Origin of the sequence: Actinomadura flavalba DSM 45200 (genome assembly GCF_000374305.1) — a bacterium.
GTDB classification, from domain to species: Bacteria; Actinomycetota; Actinomycetes; order Streptosporangiales; family Streptosporangiaceae; genus Spirillospora; species Spirillospora flavalba.
Genome location: NZ_KB894093.1, coordinates 995242 through 1017515 on the forward strand (window position 1 = coordinate 995242; position 22274 = coordinate 1017515).

Annotated in this window: 21 protein-coding genes; 9 read left to right on the top strand and 12 right to left on the bottom strand. The window is 73.1% G+C overall.

What is annotated here, in order from left to right:
* Positions 1-5: 5 nt before the first annotated feature.
* The 5 genes from C229_RS0104455 to C229_RS29370 form a co-directional block, all read right to left on the bottom strand.
* Positions 6-923 carry a complex I subunit 1 family protein gene (locus C229_RS0104455; protein ID WP_018653875.1) on the bottom strand — a complete coding sequence of 306 codons (918 nt, stop codon included), beginning with the start codon at positions 921-923 and terminating at the stop codon, positions 6-8.
* Positions 920-1894, bottom strand: coding sequence for a hypothetical protein (locus C229_RS35220; RefSeq protein ID WP_018653876.1), 975 nt, complete (start codon positions 1892-1894; stop codon positions 920-922). The genes C229_RS0104455 and C229_RS35220 overlap by 4 nt, the downstream gene beginning before the upstream one ends.
* Complete coding sequence (locus C229_RS0104465) at positions 1885-2232, bottom strand: NADH-quinone oxidoreductase subunit A (protein ID WP_018653877.1); 348 nt, start codon at positions 2230-2232, stop codon at positions 1885-1887. The genes C229_RS35220 and C229_RS0104465 overlap by 10 nt, the downstream gene beginning before the upstream one ends.
* Before the next feature lie 133 nt (positions 2233-2365).
* Positions 2366-2545 (bottom strand): MerR family transcriptional regulator, encoded by a 180-nt coding sequence (locus C229_RS33380; RefSeq protein WP_081639796.1) that lies wholly within the window; start codon positions 2543-2545, stop codon positions 2366-2368.
* A gap of 8 nt (positions 2546-2553) precedes the next feature.
* The gene (locus C229_RS29370) at positions 2554-2904 is read right to left on the bottom strand and encodes an ATP-binding protein (protein WP_018653878.1); all 351 of its coding nucleotides are present in this window, start codon (positions 2902-2904) and stop codon (positions 2554-2556) included.
* Between the two features lie 257 nt (positions 2905-3161).
* On the opposite strand from C229_RS29370, the gene C229_RS32590 reads away from it, so the two are divergent.
* The 3 genes from C229_RS32590 (at position 3162) to C229_RS0104485 (ending at position 5165) form a co-directional block, all read left to right on the top strand.
* A complete protein-coding gene (locus C229_RS32590; protein ID WP_018653879.1) occupies positions 3162-3926 on the top strand; it encodes a DUF5753 domain-containing protein in 765 nt (254 codons plus the stop codon).
* Complete coding sequence (locus C229_RS0104480; protein ID WP_018653880.1) at positions 3917-4102, top strand: DUF397 domain-containing protein; 186 nt, start codon at positions 3917-3919, stop codon at positions 4100-4102. Before C229_RS32590 ends, C229_RS0104480 begins: the two co-directional genes overlap by 10 nt.
* A 154-nt stretch (positions 4103-4256) precedes the next feature.
* Positions 4257-5165 carry a sulfotransferase family protein gene (locus C229_RS0104485; RefSeq protein ID WP_018653881.1) on the top strand — a complete coding sequence of 303 codons (909 nt, stop codon included), beginning with the start codon at positions 4257-4259 and terminating at the stop codon, positions 5163-5165.
* On the opposite strand, the gene C229_RS0104490 is transcribed toward C229_RS0104485, so the two are convergent.
* From C229_RS0104490 to C229_RS0104510, 5 genes are all read right to left on the bottom strand, one after another.
* Positions 5144-6049, bottom strand: a complete 906-nt coding sequence (locus tag C229_RS0104490; protein WP_018653882.1) for a glycoside hydrolase family protein — start codon at positions 6047-6049, stop codon at positions 5144-5146. The genes C229_RS0104485 and C229_RS0104490 overlap by 22 nt on opposite strands.
* Positions 6050-6072: 23 nt before the next feature.
* Positions 6073-6852: a sulfite exporter TauE/SafE family protein gene (locus tag C229_RS0104495; RefSeq protein ID WP_205624414.1), complete on the bottom strand. Its 780-nt coding sequence runs from the start codon at positions 6850-6852 to the stop codon at positions 6073-6075.
* Between the two features lie 10 nt (positions 6853-6862).
* Positions 6863-8932 (bottom strand): catalase, encoded by a 2070-nt coding sequence (locus tag C229_RS0104500; RefSeq protein ID WP_018653884.1) that lies wholly within the window; start codon positions 8930-8932, stop codon positions 6863-6865.
* Between the two features lie 76 nt (positions 8933-9008).
* Entirely contained in the window at positions 9009-10073 is a 1065-nt protein-coding gene (locus C229_RS0104505) for an acetate/propionate family kinase (RefSeq protein ID WP_018653885.1), read from the bottom strand.
* Positions 10070-12400 carry a phosphoketolase family protein gene (locus tag C229_RS0104510; RefSeq protein ID WP_018653886.1) on the bottom strand — a complete coding sequence of 777 codons (2331 nt, stop codon included), beginning with the start codon at positions 12398-12400 and terminating at the stop codon, positions 10070-10072. Before C229_RS0104510 ends, C229_RS0104505 begins: the two co-directional genes overlap by 4 nt.
* Positions 12401-12516: 116 nt before the next feature.
* Between C229_RS0104510 and C229_RS0104515 the strand changes: the two genes are divergently transcribed.
* Positions 12517-14157 carry an ABC transporter transmembrane domain-containing protein gene (locus C229_RS0104515; RefSeq protein WP_018653887.1) on the top strand — a complete coding sequence of 547 codons (1641 nt, stop codon included), beginning with the start codon at positions 12517-12519 and terminating at the stop codon, positions 14155-14157.
* Positions 14154-15848: an ABC transporter ATP-binding protein gene (locus tag C229_RS0104520; RefSeq protein ID WP_018653888.1), complete on the top strand. Its 1695-nt coding sequence runs from the start codon at positions 14154-14156 to the stop codon at positions 15846-15848. The genes C229_RS0104515 and C229_RS0104520 overlap by 4 nt, the downstream gene beginning before the upstream one ends.
* On the opposite strand, the gene C229_RS0104525 is transcribed toward C229_RS0104520, so the two are convergent.
* Complete coding sequence (locus C229_RS0104525) at positions 15845-16660, bottom strand: SAM-dependent methyltransferase (RefSeq protein WP_018653889.1); 816 nt, start codon at positions 16658-16660, stop codon at positions 15845-15847. The genes C229_RS0104520 and C229_RS0104525 overlap by 4 nt on opposite strands.
* Positions 16661-16843: 183 nt before the next feature.
* On the opposite strand from C229_RS0104525, the gene C229_RS0104530 reads away from it, so the two are divergent.
* Together C229_RS0104530 and C229_RS0104535 are read left to right on the top strand one after the other, a co-directional pair.
* Complete coding sequence (locus C229_RS0104530; protein WP_018653890.1) at positions 16844-18022, top strand: cytochrome P450; 1179 nt, start codon at positions 16844-16846, stop codon at positions 18020-18022.
* Between the two features lie 182 nt (positions 18023-18204).
* Positions 18205-19404: a PucR-like N-terminal domain-containing protein gene (locus C229_RS0104535; protein ID WP_018653891.1), complete on the top strand. Its 1200-nt coding sequence runs from the start codon at positions 18205-18207 to the stop codon at positions 19402-19404.
* Here the strand turns inward: C229_RS0104535 and C229_RS0104540 are convergent.
* Entirely contained in the window at positions 19401-19664 is a 264-nt protein-coding gene (locus tag C229_RS0104540; RefSeq protein ID WP_155884589.1) for a hypothetical protein, read from the bottom strand. The genes C229_RS0104535 and C229_RS0104540 overlap by 4 nt on opposite strands.
* Before the next feature lie 156 nt (positions 19665-19820).
* On the opposite strand from C229_RS0104540, the gene C229_RS0104545 reads away from it, so the two are divergent.
* Complete coding sequence (locus tag C229_RS0104545) at positions 19821-21038, top strand: L,D-transpeptidase (RefSeq protein ID WP_018653893.1); 1218 nt, start codon at positions 19821-19823, stop codon at positions 21036-21038.
* A 157-nt stretch (positions 21039-21195) separates the two neighbouring features.
* Positions 21196-22266 carry a rod shape-determining protein gene (locus C229_RS0104550; protein WP_033423919.1) on the top strand — a complete coding sequence of 357 codons (1071 nt, stop codon included), beginning with the start codon at positions 21196-21198 and terminating at the stop codon, positions 22264-22266.
* Positions 22267-22274: the final 8 nt, after the last annotated feature.

Genomic DNA, 22274 nt, shown 5'->3' on the forward strand with positions numbered 1-22274 from the left:
CCCCCTCAGTCCAGGACGACGAGCGCGACGACGAGCATCTGGAGCAGCGACGCCGGGATCAGGACGATCCACGCGAACTCCAGGAAGCGGTCCATCCGCAGCACGGGCAGCCGGTGTCCAGCCCACAGCAGCGCGCCGAGCACGACCAGCGTCTTCACCAGCGTCCACACGGGCGCGGGCAGCCACGGCCCGGCGCCGCCGCCGAGGAAGAACGGCACGGCCGCCGCCGCCGCGACGACGAGCAGCGCGTACCGGCCCACGGCGAAGACGAGCCGGTCGGGCCCGTCCAGCTCGACGGCGGCGCCGGACGCGACGTCGTCCGCGACCGGGTGCGCGAGCGGCCCCCAGAACGCCATCGCGAGCGCGGAGACGAGGTAGACGGCGAACGCGACCGGCATCCAGACGCCGAACCACAGGCCGTCCTGGGCGTCCGCGACACGCGTGACGTTCAGCGACCCGGCACCGAGCGCCACCGTGATCAGCGCGAACATGTGCGGCAGCTCGTAGGCGAGGCCCTGCGCGAGGTAGCGGTAGCCGCCGACGAGCGCGTACGCGGAGTTGGGCCCCCATCCGGTCAGCCAGACGGCGGCCCACGTCGCGACCTCCATCGCGTTGAACCAGACGACGCCGACGGACCAGTCCGCGACCGCCCGCGTCCCGAGCGGCAGCACGACGGCGGCGAGCAGCGCCGCGACGGGCAGCGTCACGACGCCGACGCGCGACAGGAGCCGGTCGGCGGCGAACGTGCGGCGGCGCTGCTGGACGAGGGCGCGCGCGGCGGCGCGCAGCGGGTCGTCCCAGTGCCGCAGCGGAGCGGGCGCGCCGGACGCGGCGGCGCCCAGCACCGCGTTGCCGGACGCGGCGAGCAGCGTGAGGACGCCCAGCGCGACCGGCAGCGCGACGACGGTCCAGACGGGCGTCACGGGCGCGGGTCCAGGGCGGCGACGATGAGCCGCGCGGCGGCGAGGTCCCGACCGGCGAGCAGGGACGGCAGGACGCCGAGCACGTCGGGCTCGGGCGGCAGCGGTTCGGGGTCGTCGAGGTGGGCGAGGGCCGTCGTGGTCGCGTCGAGGCGGGCCAGCAGGCGGGCGTGGACGCCGAGGCCGTCGGTCATCCAGCGGAGCGTCCGGGAGCGCGCGACGCGGCGGGCGAAGCGGGTGGCGCGCGGGAGCAGGGTCGCGGCGGGCGTGCCGTCGAGCGCGGCGTCGCGCAGCAGCCGGGCCCGTTCGGCCTGCGCGCGCCATCCGGCGACGCCGAGGAGGCGGGCGAGCGCGTCCAGGTGTGCGGCCGCGCGGCGTCGCGCGCCGGGCTCGTCCCAGAAGTCCGGTCCGGACGGGTCGAGGAACGCGGCCTCGGCGCTCTGCACGACGTCGCCCTGCACGGCCATGCGGATCTGGAGCCCGTCCGGCCAGTACGGCAGGACCGGGCCGAACGGGAGGTGCAGGACGTCGAGTTTCAGCCCGTCGCGGTCGTCGGCGCGCTCGGCCATGGCGAGCCCGTGTACGGCGCCCGTCATGTGATGGCCGTGGCCGTGCTCGGGCTCGGCGGCGGCGGGCGGGCGCCATGAGCCGGTGACGGCCGAGGCACGCTGGCCCGGAAGGTCCGCGAGCGTGGCGGGAACGTCCGCCAGGGCGGCGCGGACGGTGCCCGGCGAGGACAGCCGCACGTCCGCGCGAGGCGACGGAACGCCGTTCCACGCGGCGTCGATCGCCGCCGCCAGGGACGGCCCGGGGTCACCGCAGACGACCAGGACCGACGCGGACGCGGGAGACGACGCCGACGCCCAGCCGAGGCGGCGCACCTCGGCCTCGGCGGCGAGCCGGACGGCCGCCGCCCCCGGCACCCCGACGAGCAGCGCGGACGGCCGGCCCGCCGCGTACGCCGTCAGGCCCACCGGAACGCGCCCTCCCGCCAGGCGTACAGGACGCCGAGCAGCAGCAGCCCGAGGAACAGGAACATCTCCACGACGGCCATCGTGCCCATCGACGCGACGACCAACGCCCACGGATACATGAAGATCATCTCCATGTCGAAGGCGAGGAACACCATCGTCACCGCGTACCAGCGCACGTGGAAGCGCGACAGCGCGTGCTCCCGGGGAACGCCGCCGGACAGGAACGGCGCGACACCGAGCGTCCCGCGCACCCCGGTCAGGAACGACAGCGCGTACACCGCCGTGATCAGCGCCCCACCCAACCCGGCCAGCGCGACCACCGCGACGAAGGTCTCCACCAGCCGGGTCCTACCCGATCAAGACCCCCGCGCACGTCCGATGCGACGGGGAGACCCCCGTCCCGCACTCTCCCCTCCAGGAATGCGGGACGGGGGCCGTTCGCGAGGGCACGTCTCCGTGCCCCGGGTCAGGTCATTCTTTCTCTCCGTTTGAGTCTCGGTAGAGGTTCATGACCTGGGCTCGGTTGAAGCGCAGGTGGCCCGAGGGGGTGGTTCCGGCCGTTAGGAGGCCCCTGCGGGTCCAGCGGACGACCGTGTAGGGGGTGACGCCGAAGAGGCGTGCTACCTCGCGTGTCTTCATGGATGAGTTCATGTGCGGGTTCATGTGCATGGAATCCTTGCCCACGTTGCTTTTCCCTTGTTGTTCGCGAGGCGCTGCCAGCCCCACATTCCGTTGCTCAGGCTGTTCACGATGAACAGCCCGCGGCCGGTCTCCCGGACGAAATCCGGTTCCGTGATCCGAGGCGGGTGGGTCGAATCGGAATCCCAGACCTCCACCACCACACCCGCGTCACACCGGTACAGGCGCAACACAACGCCCGCCGACCCGGACGCGTGGGCCAGCGCGTTCGTGACCAGTTCCGATGCGACCAGCCGCACGTCCTCGATCACCTCGGTGGGGAAGCCCTCGGCGTCCGCCCACTGTCCGGCGAGATCGCGCGCCTCGCCCACCCACGCGGTTCCCGGAGCCGTTCCACCGGGCGGGGGTTTGTGCTCGGTGATACCGGAAGTGATCATCGTGCGGCCCTTCTCGTGTTCGATCGCGCTCCGCGTTCGTGTCGGAATTTCGGCTCTCGACGCACACGTTTCCACGGCTTTCTGTAGCGCGCGACACACAGCGGGCTATATCCTTGAGGGACGCACGTGCACCCACCCGAACCCAGCGAAAGGGGCGCAATATGCCAAGAGGGGAACCTTTGCCACAGAACGTGGCTTTCGGGAAGTTCGTGGGTGAATTTGTCGTGCGTTCACCCCTGAACGCACAGGCGATCTCCCGGCTGGTCAACAAGGGCCAGGCATGGACGTCCGAGCTTCGGCGGGGGCGGTTCACGTGCGCCTACGACGACGCGAGGAACCTCGACAAGGTCCTGCACGCGGACGGCAAGATCCTCGAAGCGTGGGAAGAGTTCATCGGCGGACTGAACAAGCCGCCGTTCGCGGACTACCACGCTGCCGAGCCGGGCGCCGCGAGGATCACCTCGGTCCAGACGCTGTACGTGACAGGCTTGTTGCAGACACCCGCGTACGCGCATGCCCTGGTGCGCGACGAGCGGTACGCCGTCGAGCGCCTGGAGCGTCAGGCGCTGCTCAGCCGCGAGAAGCCGCCGCGTCTCAACGTCCTCCTGGACGAAAGCGCACTTCGTCGCGGGGTCGGGTCCAGGGAGATCATGCGAGAGCAGCATGAGCACCTGATCGCCATGTCGTACCGACCGAACATCACGATCCAGGTCGTGCCCTACACGTTCCTGCGGTCGAACGAGAGCGCGACAGAGACGGGCGACTTCACCATCGCGACCATGCCCGACCTCACGGCCGTGGCCGTCATGGACACCCCGCGCTTCGGCGTCACCGTGACCGATCCCGAAGTTCTCGCCGACCTCGTCAGCGAGGTCGCTACACTCCAGGCGTACGCGATGAACGTGGAGGACACCCGTGCATTCCTGCACGCGGTGAAGGGAGAGGTATGGACCTGAACCGCGCCGCCTGGCGTAAGTCGTCGCACAGCGGTCCGACCCACAGCGATTGCGTCGAGCTGGCCAATGCCCCCGCCACGGTCGCCATCCGCGACACCAAGGACCGCGACGGCGGGACGCTGCTCGTCGGCCGTGAGAACTTCCGCCGCTTCGCCGGAGTCGTCAAGACTCTCTGAACGCGGGGAACGCCCCTCGCTCCGGCCACCCAGCCGGAGCGAGGGGCGTTCTGCTGTTCCGGCGGTCCCACCCGATCGCGCGTCCGTCCTATTGTAGAGTGTTCCGGTAGGAAATAGTCACATTGCCGCCGGTCGGACCCCCGGGAGCTGCGCTATGGCATGGCCGGACTTCTTCGTGATCGGAGCGCCCAAGGCGGGGAGCACCGCGCTCCACGCCGCGCTCACCGCTCATCCCGAGCTGTTCCTGTCCAAGGTCAAGGAACCGAAGTTCTTCCTCACCGACGGGCCGCCCCCGACGCGCGGCGGCCCCGGCGACGCCCAGACCTACCGCGAGCACGTCTGGCGCCCCGCCGACTACCAGGCGCTGTTCGACGGCGCCCCCGCCGGGACGCTGCGCGGCGAGGCCACCCCGTTCTACCTGCACGACCGCGACGCCCAGCTCCGCATCCAGCGGACGGTCCCGCACGCGAAGCTGATCGCCGTCCTGCGCGACCCGGTGGAGCGGGCGCACTCCAACTGGGCGCACCTGCGGTCGGCGGGCCTGGAGCCGCTGCGCGACGTCGTGGAGGCGTGCGAGGCCGAACCCAAGCGCGTCGCCGCCGGATACGCGGCGTTCTGGCAGTACGTCGGGCTCGGCCGGTACGGCGAGCAGATCCAGCACCTCTACAAGCTGTTCCCGGAGGACCAGGTCCTCCTGCTGCGCTACCGGGACATCCGCGACGACGCGGACGCCACGCTCCAGCGCATCTGCGCGTTCCTCGGCGTCTCCACCGGAGTGATCACCTCGATCCCGCGCGAGAACGTCACCACGCACGTCGACGACACGCCCGCCGCCCGAGCCCTCCAGCAGGTGCTGCGCGGCGGCGCCTGGATCGGCCGGCACATGCCCCGTCAGGCGCGGGGGCTGGCGAGCCGACCGCTGCTGAACGTCCTGCAACGGGAGAAGCGGCCCCGGCAGCCGCTCACCCCGGAGCAGCGCGCCGCCCTCCTGCCGTACTTCGCCGACGACGTCACGCTGCTCCAGGAGATCACCGGGAACGACTACGCGGACTGGCTGCGCTGAAACTCGGTGCGCAGCTCGTGCGCGCCGTCGGCGCGGGTGACCTCGTAGTAGAGGCGCCACCCGCCGTCGACCCGGACGGCGTCCAGGTAGCGCAGGCCGCCGTGCGGTGACTGGGCGACGGGCGCGTCCCCCACCGGGTCGAGCACGCCGAAGCCCTCCCCGACGGCGAGGCCGGTGCGCTCCTCGTAGTTCTCGGCGGCGGTGGCGCGTCCGTCGTAGTAGGCGTAGAGGCGCCCCTCGTGCGGGACGACGGCGGACACGCGGGTGCCGCGCGCGTCCCAGTGCCCGGCCCGGCCGCCGAGGACGGTGCCCTGCCACGTCCAGGCGAGCCCGTCGGCGCTGGTGGCGTAGTCGGTGACCATCTGGTCGGCCTCGACGGGGTCGGCCAGCGGGTGCGCGGACGCCCACAGGTGCCACTTGCCGTCCTGCCGGACGATGACGGGGTCCTTGATGCCGATGTCGGAACTTCCGGGCAGCACGACGGTGGACGGCGCGGTCGCCAGGTCTTCGGGCCGCTCGGCCTCCAGGACCTCGACGCGCCAGTGCTTGGTACCCCAGGTGGCGCAGCTCAGGTAGAGCCGCCACGTGCCCTCGTCGGTGCGTTCGAGGGCGGGCCGCTCCAGCGACTCGGTGTCCATCCGGTCCTTCTCGATGACGGCGACGGTCTCGAACCGCACCCCGTCCGCCGACCGCGCCACGACGATCGCGTACCCGCGCCCCTCCCCGACCGGCCGCCGCAACCGGTACGCGAGGTGGTAGACGCCGTCCGCGTAGACGGCACTGGGCGCCCCGGCCCAGAACCCGGCCGCGTCGAGCGGCGGCGCGACGGCGACTTCGGAACGATCGGGGTCGGGTGCGGCGAACGGATAATCCCTAGTGCCCATACAAGGATGATAGAGAACGGCGGTCAGAGGCGGGTGAAGTAGAGGCAGGCGACGGTCGTGGCCAGGGTGCCCAGGAGGAGGCGGAGGGACTTCTCCGGTAGGTGGGGCTGGAGGCGGGCGCCCAGGTAGCCGCCGAGGAGGCCGCCCAGGCCGCAGAGGATGCCGAGGGTCCAGTCCGGGGCGATGTCGCCGGTGGTGGTGAGGGACAGGGCCGCGTAGGTGAGGGCGCCCGCGATGGACGTCACGAAGGTCGCGGCCAGGGCCGCCGGTGCCACCTGGGTGAGGGGGACGCCGCGGCCCGCCAGGATCGGGCCCAGCAGGGAACCGCCGCCGATGCCGTAGATGCCGCCGATGACGCCCACGCCGAGGGCCAGGGTGGTGATCGTGCGGGGTCGCGGGGGGCTGGTGGCGCGGCGTGGGGGGCGCAGGGTGCGCCAGCAGATCCAGAGGCCGAGGGGCAGCAGGAGCAGCGCGACGATCAGTTGGAACTCGCGTTCGCCCGGCACCGCGAACACGCGGATCACCGCGCCCACCGCGACGCCGGGCAGGGTTCCGGCGACGAGGCGCCGGGCCAGGCCGCCGGTGAGGCCGCCGTCGCGCCGGTACCGCAGCAGGGCGCCGGGGCCCGCGACGACGTTGTAGAGCAGGTTCGTCGGCGTCACCGCCGGGTTCGGCACCTGGAAGACGGTGAGCTGCACCGGCAGCAGGAACACGGCGCCGGACACCCCGACCGGGGCGGTGAGGGTGGCCAGCGCCACCCCCACCAGGAACCCCAGTAAACCGACCGGCAATTCAGAGATCACCGGACGAACACTAGCCGGGGATGTGGTCGACCTCCCGCTCGGCCCAGAAGCGGTGCCGGGCGATGGCGTCCACGAACGCCTGCGCGGTCGAGGCGTCCGGCGTCTCCGCGACGATCACGCCCGCCGCGTCGCGCGGGACGCCCGCCTTGTCGAGCAGGTCGGCGGCGCCGGGCCCGACGGCCGCGATGGGCTTGCCGTGCTTGTACGCCTCCGTGACGTAGAAGACGGCGAGGCCGTCCTTGCCGAGCGCCCGCACGGCGGCCTCGCCGCCCGGGATGAGGATCGCGTCGTAGAGCACCGACGCCATCGTGTTGATCGCCTTGTCGACGGTGATGCGGCCGCCGTCGGCGCTCTGGACCGTCCCGCTGTGGGCGGCCAGCAGCTCGGAGACGGCGCCCGCGTCCGCGAGGGCGTCACCGACGACGCCGATCGCGCCCGAGTCGCTGCCCTCACCGACGAGCACCGCGACCTTGCGGGCCTTGACGGGCTCGTCGCCGGTCAGGTTGACCTGGCTGAGCGCGGGCGACGTCCTCCCGTGGTTCTGCGTCACGGCCCGCTCGGGCGGCGTGACGCCGATGCCCTGCGCGACCTGGACGGCGAGGTCGTGGTCGACGTGGTTGAGGTGCACGACGACGCCCTCGCGGATCTGCACCGTCTCGACCTTGCCCAGCTCGAACCGGAACGCGGCGACGATGTGCTCCTTCTCGACGTCCGACATCGAGTTCCAGAACAGCGTCGCCTGGCTGTAGTGGTCGCCGAAGCTCTCCGCGCGCTTGCGGACGATCTCGCCCTGCGTCGGCGCCGGGTAGTGCGCGAACGCGGTGTCGCCCGCCATGACGGGGCAGCCGCCCGACAGCGTGTTGGGGTGGTACGACGTCTTGGCGGTGTGGATCTCGTGCTGGTGGAACGAGTCGCGGTGGTGGTTGCGCACCGGCGCGATCGGCTTGTTCACCGGGAGCTGCGGGAAGTTCGGCCCGCCGAGGCGGAAGAGCTGCGTGTCGAGGTAGGAGAACAGCCGCGCCTGCATGAGCGGGTCGTTGGTGAAGTCGAGGCCCGGCACGATGTTGGCCGTGCAGAACGCGACCTGCTCGGTCTCGGCGAAGTAGTTGTCGGGGTTCCGGTTGAGGACGAGACGGCCGACGGGCCGCGCCGGGACCTCTTCCTCGGGGATGAGCTTGGTCGCGTCGAGGAGGTCGAAGTCGAACTTGTGCTCGTCCTCCTCGGGGACGAGCTGGAGGCACAGCTCCCACTCGGGGTGGGCGCCGGTCTCGATGCGCTCCCACAGGTCGCGGCGCTGGAAGTCGGGGTCCTTGCCGGCGATCTTCTGCGTCTCGTCCCAGATGGTCGAGTGGACGCCCGCCTTGGGCTTCCAGTGGAACTTCACGAACGTGGAGCGGCCCCGCGCGTCGAGGAGCCGGAACGTGTGGACGCCGAAGCCCTGCATGGTGGCGAAGCTGCGCGGCAGGGCGCGGTCGGACATCGCCCACAGCATCATGTGCATCGTCTCGGGCTGGAGCTGCACGAAGTCCCACAGGGTGTCGTGCGCGGACTGCGCCTGCGGGATCTCGTTGTGCGGCTCGGGCTTCACCGCGTGCACGAAGTCGGGGAACTTGATGCCGTCCTGGATGAAGAAGACGGGCATGTTGTTGCCGACGAGGTCGAAGTTGCCCTGCCGCGTGTAGAACTTCGTGGCGAAGCCGCGCACGTCGCGGACGGTGTCGGCGGAGCCGCGCGACCCGGCGACGGTGGAGAACCGCACGAAGACGGGCGTCTCGATCGAGGGGTCGGTGAGGAATTCGGCGCGGGTGAACTCCGCGAGCGAGTCGTCGTAGACCTGGAACGTGCCGTAGGCGCCCGCGCCGCGCGCGTGCACGACGCGTTCGGGGATGCGCTCGTGGTCGAAGTGCGTGATCTTCTCGCGGAGGTGGAAGTCCTGGAGGAGGCTCGGGCCCCGCTCGCCGACCTTGAGCGAGTTGTCGGTGTCGTCGACCTGGATGCCCTGGTCGGTGGTCAGCGGGGCGTCGCACGGTTCCACCCGTACGGCGTCCAACTGGGCCTGCTTCTCGTCGCGGTGCGCCATGGAAGAGGGGCCTTTCGGATCGGATACGGCGTCCCCCTCCCCGAACGGCGACCGTGTATGCGGTCTTGACCAGGATTTACGCGCGCCCTGGCCGACCAGGGAATTCTCCGGTCAGCACCGTCCTGACCCCGGCCGCGATGCCCCGGTCCTCGCGCGACGCGACGACCAGCGTCCGCACCGCCGCGCCGTCCGCCGAGACGTCGGCGTCGCCGTCCACGGCCGTGTTGGCCGTCGCGTCGAGGGTGACGCCGAGGTACGCCAGGTCGGCGCAGAGCCGGGCGCGGACGCGGTCGTCGTGCTCACCGACGCCGCCGGTGAACAGCAGGACGTCCAGGCCGCCGAGCGCGGCGGTCATCGCGGCGGCGCAGGCGCGCAGCCGGTGGTGGTAGACGTCGAGGGCGAGCCGGGCGTCGTCGTCGGTGCGGTCGCGGATCTCGCGCAGGTCGCCGGTGCCCGCGAGGGCGGTGAGGCCGGACGAGCGCTCCAGCGCGTCGCGGACCTCGTCGGGCTCGACGCCGTGCCGGATGAGCCAGAGCGGGATGCCGGGGTCGATGCTGCCGGCGCGGGTGCCCATGACGAGCCCTTCCAGCGGCGTGAACCCCATCGTGGTGTCCACGGACCGGCCGCCCGCGACGGCGGCCAGCGAGGCGCCCGAGCCGAGGTGGCAGGAGACGATCCGCAGCTCCGCCGGGTCGCGGCGCAGGAGTTCCCCGGCGCGCCGCGTCGCCCACGCGTGCGACAGCCCGTGGAAGCCGAACCGGTGCAGGCCGAGCCGTTCCCGCCATCCGGCGGGCAGCGGGTAGGTGGCGGCGGCGTCGGGCAGGGACGCGTGGAACGCGGTGTCGAACACGGCGACGACCGGGACGCCGGGGAACGCGCGTCCCGCGTCCTTCACGGCCTCCAGCGACTTGGGCTGGTGCAGCGGGGCGAGGTCGGTGACGTCGCGCAGGTCGGCCAGGACGCCGTCGTCCACGCGGACGGGGTCGCGGTGCCGGTCGCCGCCGTGCACGAACCGGACGCCGATCGCGTCGGGCGCGGGCAGCGCGTCGAGCGTGTCCCCGGTCGCCACGACCGCGTCGGCGTCGTCGAGCAGGGCGAGTTTCAGGCTGCTCGACCCGGGGTTGACCGTGAGGACGTTCATCGCGCGTGCTCCCAGCGCCAGTCGCGGACGTCGGGCGCGTCCTCGCCGTGCTCGCGCGTGTAGGCGCGGGCGGCGTGGCGCGCGTCGGCCATCTCCTGCCGCAGCGTCGCGGCCCGTCCGCGCAGCGAGGGGACGCGGTCGATGACGTCCATGACGAGGTGGAACCGGTCGAGGTCGTTGAGCATGACCATGTCGAACGGCGTGGTGGTGGTGCCCTCCTCCTTGTAGCCGCGCACGTGCAGGTGCCGGTGCCCGGCGCGGCGGTAGGCGAGGCGGTGGATGAGCGCCGGGTAGCCGTGGAAGGCGAAGATCACCGGCACGTCGGTGCCGAAGATCGAGTCGTACTCGGTGTCGGTGAGACCGTGCGGGTGCTCGGTGTCGGGCTGGAGCCGCATGAGGTCCACGACGTTGACGACGCGGACGCGCAGATCGGGCAGGTGGCGCCGGAGCAGGTCGGCGGCGGCGAGCGTCTCGCGGGTGGGGACGTCGCCCGCGCAGGCGAGCACGACGCCCGGGTCGCCGCCGTCGTTGCCCGCCCAGTCCCAGACGCCGACGCCGCGTTCGGTGTGCGCGGCGGCGTCGGCGGCGTCCAGGTAGACCTGCGCGGGCGCCTTGCCCGCGACGATCACGTTGATGGTGTGCCGGGACCGCAGGCAGTGGTCGGTGACCGACAGCAGCGTGTTGGCGTCCGGCGGCAGGTAGACGCGGACGATCTCGGCCTTCTTGTTCATGACGACGTCGAGGAAGCCCGGGTCCTGGTGGGTGAAGCCGTTGTGGTCCTGCTGCCAGACGTGCGAGGACAGCAGGTACGTGAACGACGGGAGGGGCCGCCGCCACGGCAGCTCGCGGCAGATCTTCAACCACTTGGCGTGCTGGTTGAACATCGAGTCGACGATGTGGACGAACGCCTCGTAGCTGGTGAAGATGCCGTGCCGTCCGGTGAGGACGTAGCCCTCCAGCCAGCCCTGGCACAGGTGCTCGCTCAGCACCTCAAGGACGCGTCCGCGCGGGCCCTGGTGGACGTCGGCGGCGGTGCGGGCGCCGGTGAAGACGCGGTCGGTGACGTCGAAGACGGCGTCGAGCCGGTTGGAGGCGACCTCGTCGGCGCCGGTCAGCCGGAAGTTGTCGGGATTGCGGACGATGACGTCGCGAATCCAGGTGCCGAGGACCTTGGTGGCCTGGACGGGTTCGTCCACGCCGACCGTGTAGTCGCGGACGGGCGGGAGGTCGAGCGGGCGGGTGAGGAGGCCGCCGTTGGTGTGGGGGTTGGCGGTCATCCGCCGGTCGCCGCGCGGGGACAGGTCGCGGAGCGCGGCGACGGGGCGGCCGTCGGCGTCGAACAGCTCTTCGGGACGGTAGGACAGCAGCCAGTCGCGGAGCCGGGCGAGGTGGTCGGGGTTGTCGCGGACGCCCGCCAGCGGGACCTGGTGCGCCCGGAACGTCCCTTCGACGGGGTTTCCGTCGACCTCGCGGGGGCCGGTCCAGCCCTTCGGGGAACGCAGGACGATCATCGGCCACGGCCGGTACGTCTCGTTCCCGTCCTCCCGGGCGGCGCGCTGGATCGCGGCGATGCCGTCCAGGGCCTCGTCCACGGCCGCCGCCATCGCCGCGTGCATCGCGGCGGGGTCGTCGCCGGTGACGAGCAGCGGCCGGTGCCCGTACCCCTCCAGGAGCTTGACCAGGTCGTCCTCGGGGAGCCGGGCGAGGATCGTCGGGTTGGCGATCTTGTAGCCGTTGAGGTGCAGGATCGGCAGGACCGCGCCGTCGCCTCGGGGGTCGAGGAACTTGTTGCCGTGCCAGCTCGCGGCCAGCGGCCCGGTCTCGGCCTCGCCGTCCCCGACGACGCAGGCCACGACCAGGCCGGGGTTGTCGAACGCGGCGCCGTAGGCGTGGGTGAGCGCGTAGCCGAGTTCGCCGCCCTCGTACAGCGAACCGGGCGTCTCGGGCGCGCAGTGGCTCGGGACGCCGCCGGGCGAGGAGAACCGGGCGAACAACCGGGCCATGCCGGTCGCGTCCTGCGGGACGTCGGGATAGACCTCGCTGTAGGTGCCCTCCAGCCAGGCGTTGGCGAGGGCGGCCGGGCCGCCGTGGCCGGGTCCGGTGACGGTGATCATGTCCAGGTCGCGGGCACGGACGGCGCGGTTGAGGTGGACGTGGACGAAGTTGAGGCCGGGGGTGGTGCCCCAGTGGCCGAGGAGGCGCTTCTTGACGTGCTCGGGGCGGAGTTCGTCGCGGAGCAGGGGGTTGTCGCGCAGGTAGATCTGGGCGGCGGACAGGTAGTTCGCGGCCCGCCACCAGGCGTCGAGCTGGCGGAATTCGTCCCTCATGCCCGGCCTCTCCCCACCTGCTCGCCGGGCAATCCCGCGCACTTGCGTCACCTGGGTCACCGGCAGATAGCTTAGGCTTGCCTAACTTTCGCAGATTGGGATGAATCGGGGGATCGGTGGACGAAGCACCGACGGGGGCGCGCGTTCTGCGCGGCGCCCTCCGGGGGCAGTGGCGCGGACTGACGCTCAGCACCGCGCTGTGCTCGGTCCACCAGGTCGGTGAGGCGCTCGTCCCCGTCCTCATCGGCGTCGCCGTCGACCGGGCCATCGGACGCGGCGACGGCCGCGCGCTGCTGGTCTGGCTCGCCGTCCTCGGCGTCGTCTACCTCGGGCTGTCGTGGGGCTTCCGGATCGGCGCGGGGGCGGGCGAGCGGGCCGGTGCCAACGCCGCGCACGAGCTGCGGACGGCCGTCGTCCGGCGCGTCCTCGACCCGCGCGGCGGCGCCGAGAACGGACGGCTGCCCGGTGCGCTCACCGCCATCGCCACCGAGGACGCCCGCCGCGTCGGCGCCGTCCACGTCGCCCTGTTCGCCGGGTTCGCCGCGCTGTTCGGCATCGCCGTCGGCGCGGTCGTGCTGCTGCGGATCTCCGTGCCGCTCGGGCTCGTCGTGCTGCTCGGCGCTCCCCCGCTGCTCGTCCTCGGGCGGCTGCTCGCCAAGCCGCTGGAGAAGCGCAGCGGCGCCGAGCAGGAACGCGTCGCGCGCGCCTCGGCCGTCGCGGTGGACCTCGTCGGCGGGCTGCGGGTGCTCAAGGGCATCGGCGCCGAGGCGGCCGCCGTCGAGCGGTACCGGCGGACGAGCCAGGCGTCGCTGACCGCGACGCTCCGCGCCGCCCGCGCCGAAGCCGGGCAGACCGGCACGGTCCTGGCGCTCACCGGGCTGTTCATCGCGCTCGTCGCCCTCGTCGGCGGACGGCTCGCCGCGTCCGGCGCGATCACCCTCGGGGAGCTGGTCACCGCCGTCGGCCTCGCGCTGCTGCTGCTCGGGCCGCTGTCCACGCTGGCCTGGGTGAACGCCGAACTCGCGCAGGGCCGGGCGTCGGCGGCGCGCATCGCCGCCGTCCTCGCCTCCCCGTACGCGGTCCCGGCGGGCGACCACGCGCTGCCCGGGCGGGTGGCCGGCCGCGTCCGCGTCGCCGCCGACGGGTTCGACTTCGAGGCCGCGCCCGGCGAACTGCTCGGCGTCGTCGCCGCCGACCCCGCCGACGCCGCGCGGCTGCTGCGCCTGCTCGGCCGCGAGACCGACCCCGGGCGCGGCACCGTCGAACTCGACGGCGACCCGCTCACCGGGCTGCACCCCGCCGACGTCCGCACCGCCATCCTCGTCGCCCCGCACGACGCCGACCTGTTCGCGGGCGGCGTCGCGGAGAACGTCGGCGGCGCCGACCCGGCCGCCGCGATGAAGGCCGCCGGAGCCGACGAGATCGCCGCGTCCGCGCACGTCGGTGAAGGCGGCCGGACGCTGTCGGGCGGGCAGCGGCAGCGCGTCGCGCTCGCCCGCGCGCTCGCCGCCGACCCGCCCGTCCTCGTCCTGCACGAGCCCACCACCGCCGTCGACGCCGTCACCGAGGCGCGCGTCGCCGAGGGCGTCCGCGCGCTGCGGCAGGGGCGCACCACGATCCTCGTCACGACGAGCCCGGCGCTGCTCGCCGTCACCGACCGCGTCGTCCTCGTCCAGGACGGCGCCACCTCCGACGCGGGCACCCACGCCGACCTGGCCGCCCGCCACCCCGGCTACCGGACGGCGGTGCTCGCGTGAGCGACCTCCTGCCCACCGCCGACGGGCCCGCGATCCGCGCCGTCCTCGGCGAACTGCTGCGGCCCCACCGCGCCCTGGCGGCCGGGGCGTTCGCGCTGCTGGCCGTCGCGACCGGCGTCGGGCTGGTCACCGCGCCCGCGCTCGGCCGCATCGTGGACATCGTCGCGGACGGACGCCCCGTGGACGCGATCACGCCGGTGATCGTGCTGCTGGCCGTCGTCGCCGTCGCGCAGGGCGCCGCGACCGCCGCCGGGCTCGCGCTCACGTCGCGGCTCGGGGAGACCGTGCTGGCGCGGTTGCGCGAACGGTTCGTGGAACGCGCGCTGCACCTGCCGCTCGCGCAGGTCGAGAAGGCCGGGACGGGCGACCTCACCGCCCGCGTCACCGGCGACGTCTCGCTCATCGCCGAGGCGGTGCGGCGGGCGCTGCCCGAGCTGGTCCGCTCGTCGCTGGCGATCGTGCTGACGCTCGTCGCGCTGGCACTGCTCGACTGGCGGTTCCTGCTCGCCGCGCTGATCGCGCTGCCCGTGCAGCTCTACACCGCGCGGTGGTACGTGCGGCGGGCCGTGCCGCTGTACGCGAAGCAGCGCGTGGCCAACGGCGAGCAGCAACAGCGGCTGCTGGACAGCATCCGGGCGGGCGCGACGATCCGGGCGTTCCGCCTGGAGAACGAGCACAACGGGCGCGTCGCCCGCGCGTCCCGCGCCGTCGTCGACCTCACCATGCGCGGCGTCACGCTCGTCCTGCGGTTCTACATGCGGCTGCACATCGCGGAGTTCGCCGGGCTCGCCGCCGTCCTCACCGCCGGGTTCTTCCTGGTGCGCGGTGGTTCGGCGTCGATCGGCACCGCGACGGCCGCCGCGCTGTACTTCTCCAACCTGTTCGCCCCGATGAACACCGTGCTCGTCCTGCTGGACGACGCGCAGGCCGCCGCTGCGGGCCTCGCCCGGCTCGTCGGCGTCGCGTCGCTGCCCGTCCGCGAACCGCGCCCGCTCGCCGGGCCGGGCGCCGTCGCCGCGACCGGCGTCACGCACGCCTACGTCGCGGGACGGCCCGTCCTGCACGGCGTCGACCTCACGCTGGAGCCCGGGGAGCGCGTCGCGCTCGTCGGCGCGACCGGCGCGGGCAAGACGACCCTGGCGCGCATCGTCGCGGGCGTCCACCCGCCCACCGGCGGCACGGTCGGCAACGGCGGCGCCCACCTGGTCACCCAGGAGGTCCACGTCTTCGCCGGGCCGCTCGCCGACGACCTGCGCCTGGCCCGCCCGGACGCCACCGACGACGAACTGCGCACCGCGCTCGACACCGTCGGCGCGCTCACCTGGGCGCAGGCGCTGCCGGACGGCCTCGCCACCGAGGTCGGCGCGGGCGGGCACCGCCTCACCGGCGCGCAGTCCCAGCAGCTCGCGCTGGCCCGGCTCGTGCTGGCCGACCCGCACGTCATCGTCCTGGACGAGGCCACCGCCGAGGCGGGCAGCACCGGCGCCCGCACGCTGGAGCGCTCCGCCGCCGCCGCGACGCGGGACCGCACGGCGCTGATCGTCGCGCACCGCCTCACCCAGGCGGCGTCGGCCGACCGCGTCGTGGTGATGGAGTCCGGCCACGTCGTCGAGACCGGCACGCACGACGAACTGCGCGCCGCGAACGGCCGGTACGCCGCGCTCTGGGCGGCCTGGTCGGGCAGCCGCTAGGGGACGCGGGCGACGCCGCACCACATGGAGACGTCGCGTTCGTCGGGACGGTCCTCGGCGGGCTCGTCCGGACGCCAGTCGATGACGTTGACGATGCCGGGCGGCAGCAGCTCCAGGCCGTCGAAGAAGCGGGCGAACTCGGCGCGGTCGCGGGTCTGGAACGGGATGCCGCTGCGGACGTTGGCCTCGTGCGCCTCGGCGCGCCCGGCCGCGTCCAGGTGCTCGTCGGTGGCGTGCGTCATGACCAGGTGGCTGCCGGACGGCAGGATCTCGCGCAGCGTCGTGACGATGCCGTAGGGGTCCTGGTCGTTGGTCACGAAGTGCATCGTCGCCACGAGCATCAGCGCGATCGGCCGCGTCATGTCGAGGGTGCGCAGCAGGTCGGGGTGCTCGATGATCGAGCGCGGGTTCCGGACGTCGGCGTCGAGGTAGGCGGTGGCGCCCTCGGGGACGCTGGTCAGCAGCGCCCGCGCGTGCACGAGCACGATGGGGTCGTTGTCAACGTAGACGATCCGGCTCTGCGGCGCGATGGCCTGCGCCACCTCGTGCACGTTCCCGGCGGACGGCAGCCCGGTGCCGATGTCGAGGAACTGCCGGACGCCAGCCTCGGCGGTCAGGTGGGTGACGGCCCGCCGCAGGAACTTGCGGTTCTCGACGGCGGCCAGCCGGACGGTCGAGAACCCGGTCGCGACCTGCTCGGCCGACTCGCGATCCGCGCGGAAGTTGTCCTTGCCGCCCAGCCAGTAGTTGTACCGGCGCGCGGGATGGGCCTTCGTCGGGTCGATCCCTCTGGGGGCGTGCTCGTTCTCCACCGCAACCTCGGCTCTCGTTCGCGACCGTGGCCGCCGACCGTAAAGCCCATTCTGCACCGCCCCTACGGTCTGTGGCACATCAGCCCGGCATGTCACACAAATAACAAGAATCGGTGGCAGAGCACACATCCGACGCGTCATGATCGGGGTCGCGGCGACGACCACACTCTCCGGGAGGCGGGCATGGCCCTGCGTTACAGCCCGTTCGATCACACGATCCAGAACGACCCCTATCCCACGTACCGGCGGCTCCGCGAGGAGGCCCCGGTCTACCGCAACGACGAGGACGACTTCTGGGCGCTCTCCCGGCACGCCGACGTGCTGGCCGCGCTGCGCGACCCGAGCCGCTACTCGTCCCGCAACGGGCTGCGGCTGGAGCCCGCGTTCTGGGGGCCGGACGCCGAGAAGTTCTTCTCCTTCGTCGCGATGGACCCGCCCAAGCACACCCGGATGCGCGGCCTGGTCTCCCGCGCGTTCACCCAGCGCCGCGTCCAGGCCCTCGAACCGCGCATCCGCGAGATCGCGCTGGACTGCCTGCGTCCCGCGCTGGACGGCGGCGAGTTCGACCTGATGACCGACTTCGCCGGGCGCTTCCCCACCGACGTGATCTCCGAGCTGGTCGGCGTCCCGGAGGCCGACCGCGCGCACGTCCGCGACCTCGGCATGGCGATCATGTACCACGACGACGAGGCCACCGACCTGCCGCCCGAGGCCCTGGCCGCGATCGGCGCGCTCGTCGGCTACTACACCGAGCTGACGATCGAGCGCGCCAAGGTCCGCCGCGACGACCTGCTGTCCGGCCTGCTCGACGCCGCCGAGGGCGAGGACCGGCTGACGCCCGAGGAGATCGTCGGGGTGCTGATCCTGCTCGTCGGCGCCGGGATCGAGACGACGATGCTGCTGCTCGGCAACGCCTGGCACGCCGCGCACACCCACCCCGACCAGAAGGCCAAGGCCCTCGGCGGCGGGATCGACGCCTGGGTCGAGGAGGCGCTGCGCTACGACCCGCCGTCGCAGGCCATCGCCCGCACCACCGACGCCGACGTCGAGCTGCACGGCGTCACGATCCCCAAGGACGCCCGCGTCCTGCTGCTCACCGGCGCCGCCAACCGCGACCCCGGCGTCTTCACCGACCCCGACGCGTTCGACCTCGGCCGCGACACCTCGGCGTCGCTGGCGTTCGGCAACGGCCGCCACCACTGCCTCGGCATGAACCTCGGCCGGCTGGAGGCGCGGATCGCGCTCGGTGAGCTGGCCGCGGTCATCGCGGACTACGAGATCGACGACGATCGCGCGACGCGCGTCCACTCCTCCAACGACCGCGGCTTCGCCTCCCTGCCGACCCGCGTGACGTTGCGTTAGCCCTGGTCGGACGGGGTGCGGGCCCGCGCCCCCGCACCGCGCCGATCCTCCCTTGACTGTGGCCTCGTACTGCTGTGCGAGGTCACAGTCTTGCGCTGCCCGGACGTGACCTGGGTTACCGTGGCCCTCATCAGGAAAAGGTTACTTGTGGGTAATCTACTGGCCGGTACAGGGAGGCGATCGTGCGTGAGCCGTCCACCGAGGTCCCCTGGGGGACGATCCCCGCGGACCTGATCGAGCCGGTGCGTCCGCACGTCGAGGAGATCGCGCGCGAGATGGTCGAGTGGATTCAGCAGCGAATCCCCGAATACGCCCGCCCCATCGACAGCAACTACGGCCAGAAGATGTGGACGGCCGTGCTGCGCGCCGTCTCCGACTTCCTCACCGTCGTGTCCAGCCCCGGCGCGTCCTGGAAGCCGCTGCACGAGATCTACGCCGAGATCGGCGAGTACGAGGCCCGCAAGGGCCGCAGCCTGGAGAGCCTCCAGACCGCCATGCGGCTGTGCGGGCAGGTCGCCGCCCGCCGGTTCGCCAAGGAGACGCGGCGGCTCGGATGGCCGCCCGAGATGCTCGGCCAGCTCACCGAATCCCTGTTCGCCTACCTGGACGCCATCTCCGAGGCCGCCGCCGAAGGCTACGCGGGCGCCCGCGAACGCCCCGAGGACCAGCGCGTCCGGCTGCGCGCGCGGCTGCACGGCATGCTGACCGGCGAGGGACTGGTCGACCGCGTCGCGATCACCAACCTGGCACGGTCCGCCGGATGGACGACCCCCGCCACCATCGCCGTCGTCGCCGTCCACCGCGCGCCCGACGCCACGCCCCCGATGCTGCCGCCGCACGTCCTCACCGACTGGACGAGCCCGGCGCCCTCGCTCGTCGTCCCCGACCCGGACGGCCCCGGCGGCGGGCGCCTCCTGGCGGGCCTGCGCGGCTTCACCGCCGCCGTCGGGCCCACCGTCGACCTGTCGCGCGGCTCGGTGTCGCTGCACTGGGCGCGGCGCGCGCTGGAGCTGGCCGACGCCGGGCGGCTGCCCACGGCGGACGGCGTCGTCCGCGCCGTGGACCACCTGCCGACCCTGGTGGCGTCCGCCGGGCTCGACCTGCTGGAGGCCGCGCTGCCGCAGCGCCTCGCGCCGCTGATGGAGCTGACGCCGAGCCGCCGCGAACGGATGATCCCCACGCTGCTCGCCTACCTGGAGACCGGCCGCAACGCCGCGGCGGCGGCGCAGCGCCTCCAGGTGCACAAGCAGACCGTCCGCTACCGGCTGGCGCACCTGGAGGAGATCCTCACCCAGGACCTGTCCAACCCGGACCGCTACCTGGAGCTGATGCTCCTCCTGCACACCTGGCGCCACCTGCTCCAGGACGCCGACGACGCCTAACGCTCGTGCTTGCCCTCGTCCTCGCGGGCGTAGGCGAGCAGCAGGACGGACCGGGCCGCGTCGGTCCAGCGGTCGATCGCCGCCCGCGACAGGGTGCCGCCCGAGGGCGGCAGCCACGACACGAGCCCGGTGATCGCCGGGTCGAGGTGGTGGGTGGCGGTCTGCCGGACCGCGACGCCCGGCTCGTCCATGCCCCCGGCGAACCGGCCCGCCATCCTGCCCGGGGCCGCCGACATCTCATGGGCCGCGTTGTTCGACATGCCCGGCACGCTAACGAGCCCGCGTCCGGCGCGCCCGGCTCGCACCGACCCTTTGCCACCACCCGACCCAAAGAATTCCCGCAGGACGAGTACCACCAAAACCGTCGCGGTGGGGCGGTGGGGTGGATATCGTGCTTCGCGGTCTAGGGGGGTCGTGTGCGGCGGGTCATCGCGCTGGTGTTGGTCGGGGTGCTCGCCGTCGGCGGGTGCAAGGCTTCGGGGAATCCGTCGTCGCCGGGCGGGGGCGACCCGAAGAAGGCCGCGCCCGCCGTGACGATCGCGCCCGCGAACGGCGCCGCGTCGGCCCGTCCCGACCGGGGCGTCACGGTGCGGGCGGAGCGGGCCGAACTGACGAACGTCGCCGTCACGCTCGGCGGCAGGCCGGTGCCCGGCGCGCTGTCGGCCGACAAGCGGACCTGGCGCACCACCTGGACCCTCCAGCCCGGCCGCCGGTACAACGTCACCGCCACCGCCGGCGGCGTGACGGCCACCAGCGCCTTCCGCACCTCGCGCGCCCTCGCCGCCACGAAGATCGTGAACATGGTGCCGCAGCCCGGCGAGACCGTCGGCGTCGGGATGCCGGTGTTCGTCCAGTTCAACAAGGAGGTCCCCACCGGGGCGCGGGCCGCGATCGAACGCGGCCTGGAGGTGCGCTCGGAGAAGCCGACCGAGGGCGCCTGGCGCTGGCTGTCGGCGGGTGAGTCGTTCAACGGCCTGCCGTCGGTGGTGTTCCGGCCGCGCAAGCCGTGGAAGCCGAACCAGAAGGTCACCGTCACCGCGCACTACGGCGGCGTCCGCATCGGCGACGCCGTCTTCGGCGAGAAGGACGCCACCCGCGCCTTCCGCGTCGGCGACGCCCACACCGTCACGATCAGCTCCACCAAGCACCGCGCCGTCGCCAAGGAGAACGGCCGCGTCGTGAAGACCTGGCCGGTCAGCCTCGGCTCCGGCGGCGACGTGTGGGCCGACGGCGTCGACCACCAGCTCACCACCAGCGGCGTCCACCTGACGATGAACAAGGTCCGCGTGGAACGGATGCGGCCGCCCGGCAAGAAGAAGGGCGACCCCGGCTGGTACGACGAGATGATCCCCTGGGCGTACCGGATCTCCAACAGCGGCGAGTACATCCACCAGAACATGTCCGGCCCGGCGTGCATGGGCCGCCGCAACTGCTCGCACGGCTGCGTCCGCTCGCCCGAGAGCGCCGCCAAGTGGTTCTTCCACTGGGCCCACCCCGGCGACTTCGTGACGATCACCGGCACCGCCCGCAAGCTGGACTGGACGAACGGCTGGGGCTACTGGCAGCTCCCGTTCGACCGCTGGACGTCCGGCGGCGCGCTCGGCAAGCCCGTCACCTCCGCGCCCTTGTCCTGATCTGCTGCTCTTTTGCCGTACGGCAACCTCGATGGGGTCTTAGCGGCCCCGCCCGGCGGCGAAGACATCTACCGAGACCACCGCCAACACGCCATCTCACCCCGGCTCGGATGATCGAGGCGTGCGCGCGGAAAACGGACGTCCCTCGGAGGTGGCGATGAACGTGCGGGAGTTCCCCGGGCGCGGAACGGCGCTGGACATCGGCAGCCACACCCTCCGGATGCACGTCGCCGGACGCGGCATCGTCGCCAGCGAACCGACGGCGCTCGCCCGCTGCCGCCGCACCGGCCGCACCCTCGCGATCGGCGCGCCCGCGCTGGAGATGGCCGGGACGCGCGGCGACGTCGAACTCGTCCGTCCCGTCCGCGCCGGGGTGCCGAGCGACAGCGACGACGTCGAGACGCTCGTCCGGCGGCTGCTGCGCGCCCACCACCGCGCCCACTACCTCGCGCGCCCCCACATGGCCGTCACCGCGCCCAGCGTGCAGACGCCGCTCCAGCGCCGCACCATCGAGGAGGTCGCCTTCCGCACCGGCGCCCGGAAGGTCACCGTCGTTCCCAAACCGCTCGCCGCCGCGATCGGCGCCGGGCTCGATTTCGACACCGACATCGTCGTCGTGGCCGACATCGGCGCCCACGTCACCGACGTCGGGATCGTGGCGTTCGGCGGGCTGGTCAGCTCGGTGACGGCCCCCGTCGGCGGCGCGGCCTTCGACCACGCCATCGCCTCCTGGCTGCGCGACGAACGCGGCCTGCTCATCGGTGACCTCGTCGCCGAGACCGCCAAGCTGGCCGCCGCCGAGCTGGAACCGCGCGGCCGGCGCCGCCGCCGCCAGGCGCTCGTGCACGGCAAGGACGTCCGCACCGGGCTGCCGCGCGGCGAGGTCGTCACCACACCGGAACTGGAACGCGCCATCCAGGCGCCCCTCCAGGCGATCATCGACGTCGTGCAGCGGGGCCTGGCCGAATGCCCGCCCGACATGGCGGGCGACCTGGTCACCAGCGGCCTCACCCTCACCGGCGCGGGCGCCCGGCTGCCCGGCCTCGACCGGCGGCTGCGCCGCGAGACCGGGGTGCAGTGCAACGTCGCCGGCAACGCGCCCGACGCCGCCGTCGAGGGCGCGGCGGCGCTGCTCGCGCTGCCCCGCTCGTCCGTCCCGCACGAGAGCGGCGCCCGCGAATGGGGGCTGCTGTCGATGCCCCGCCAGCTCTGGCCCGCCCGATCCTGAGAAGGAGT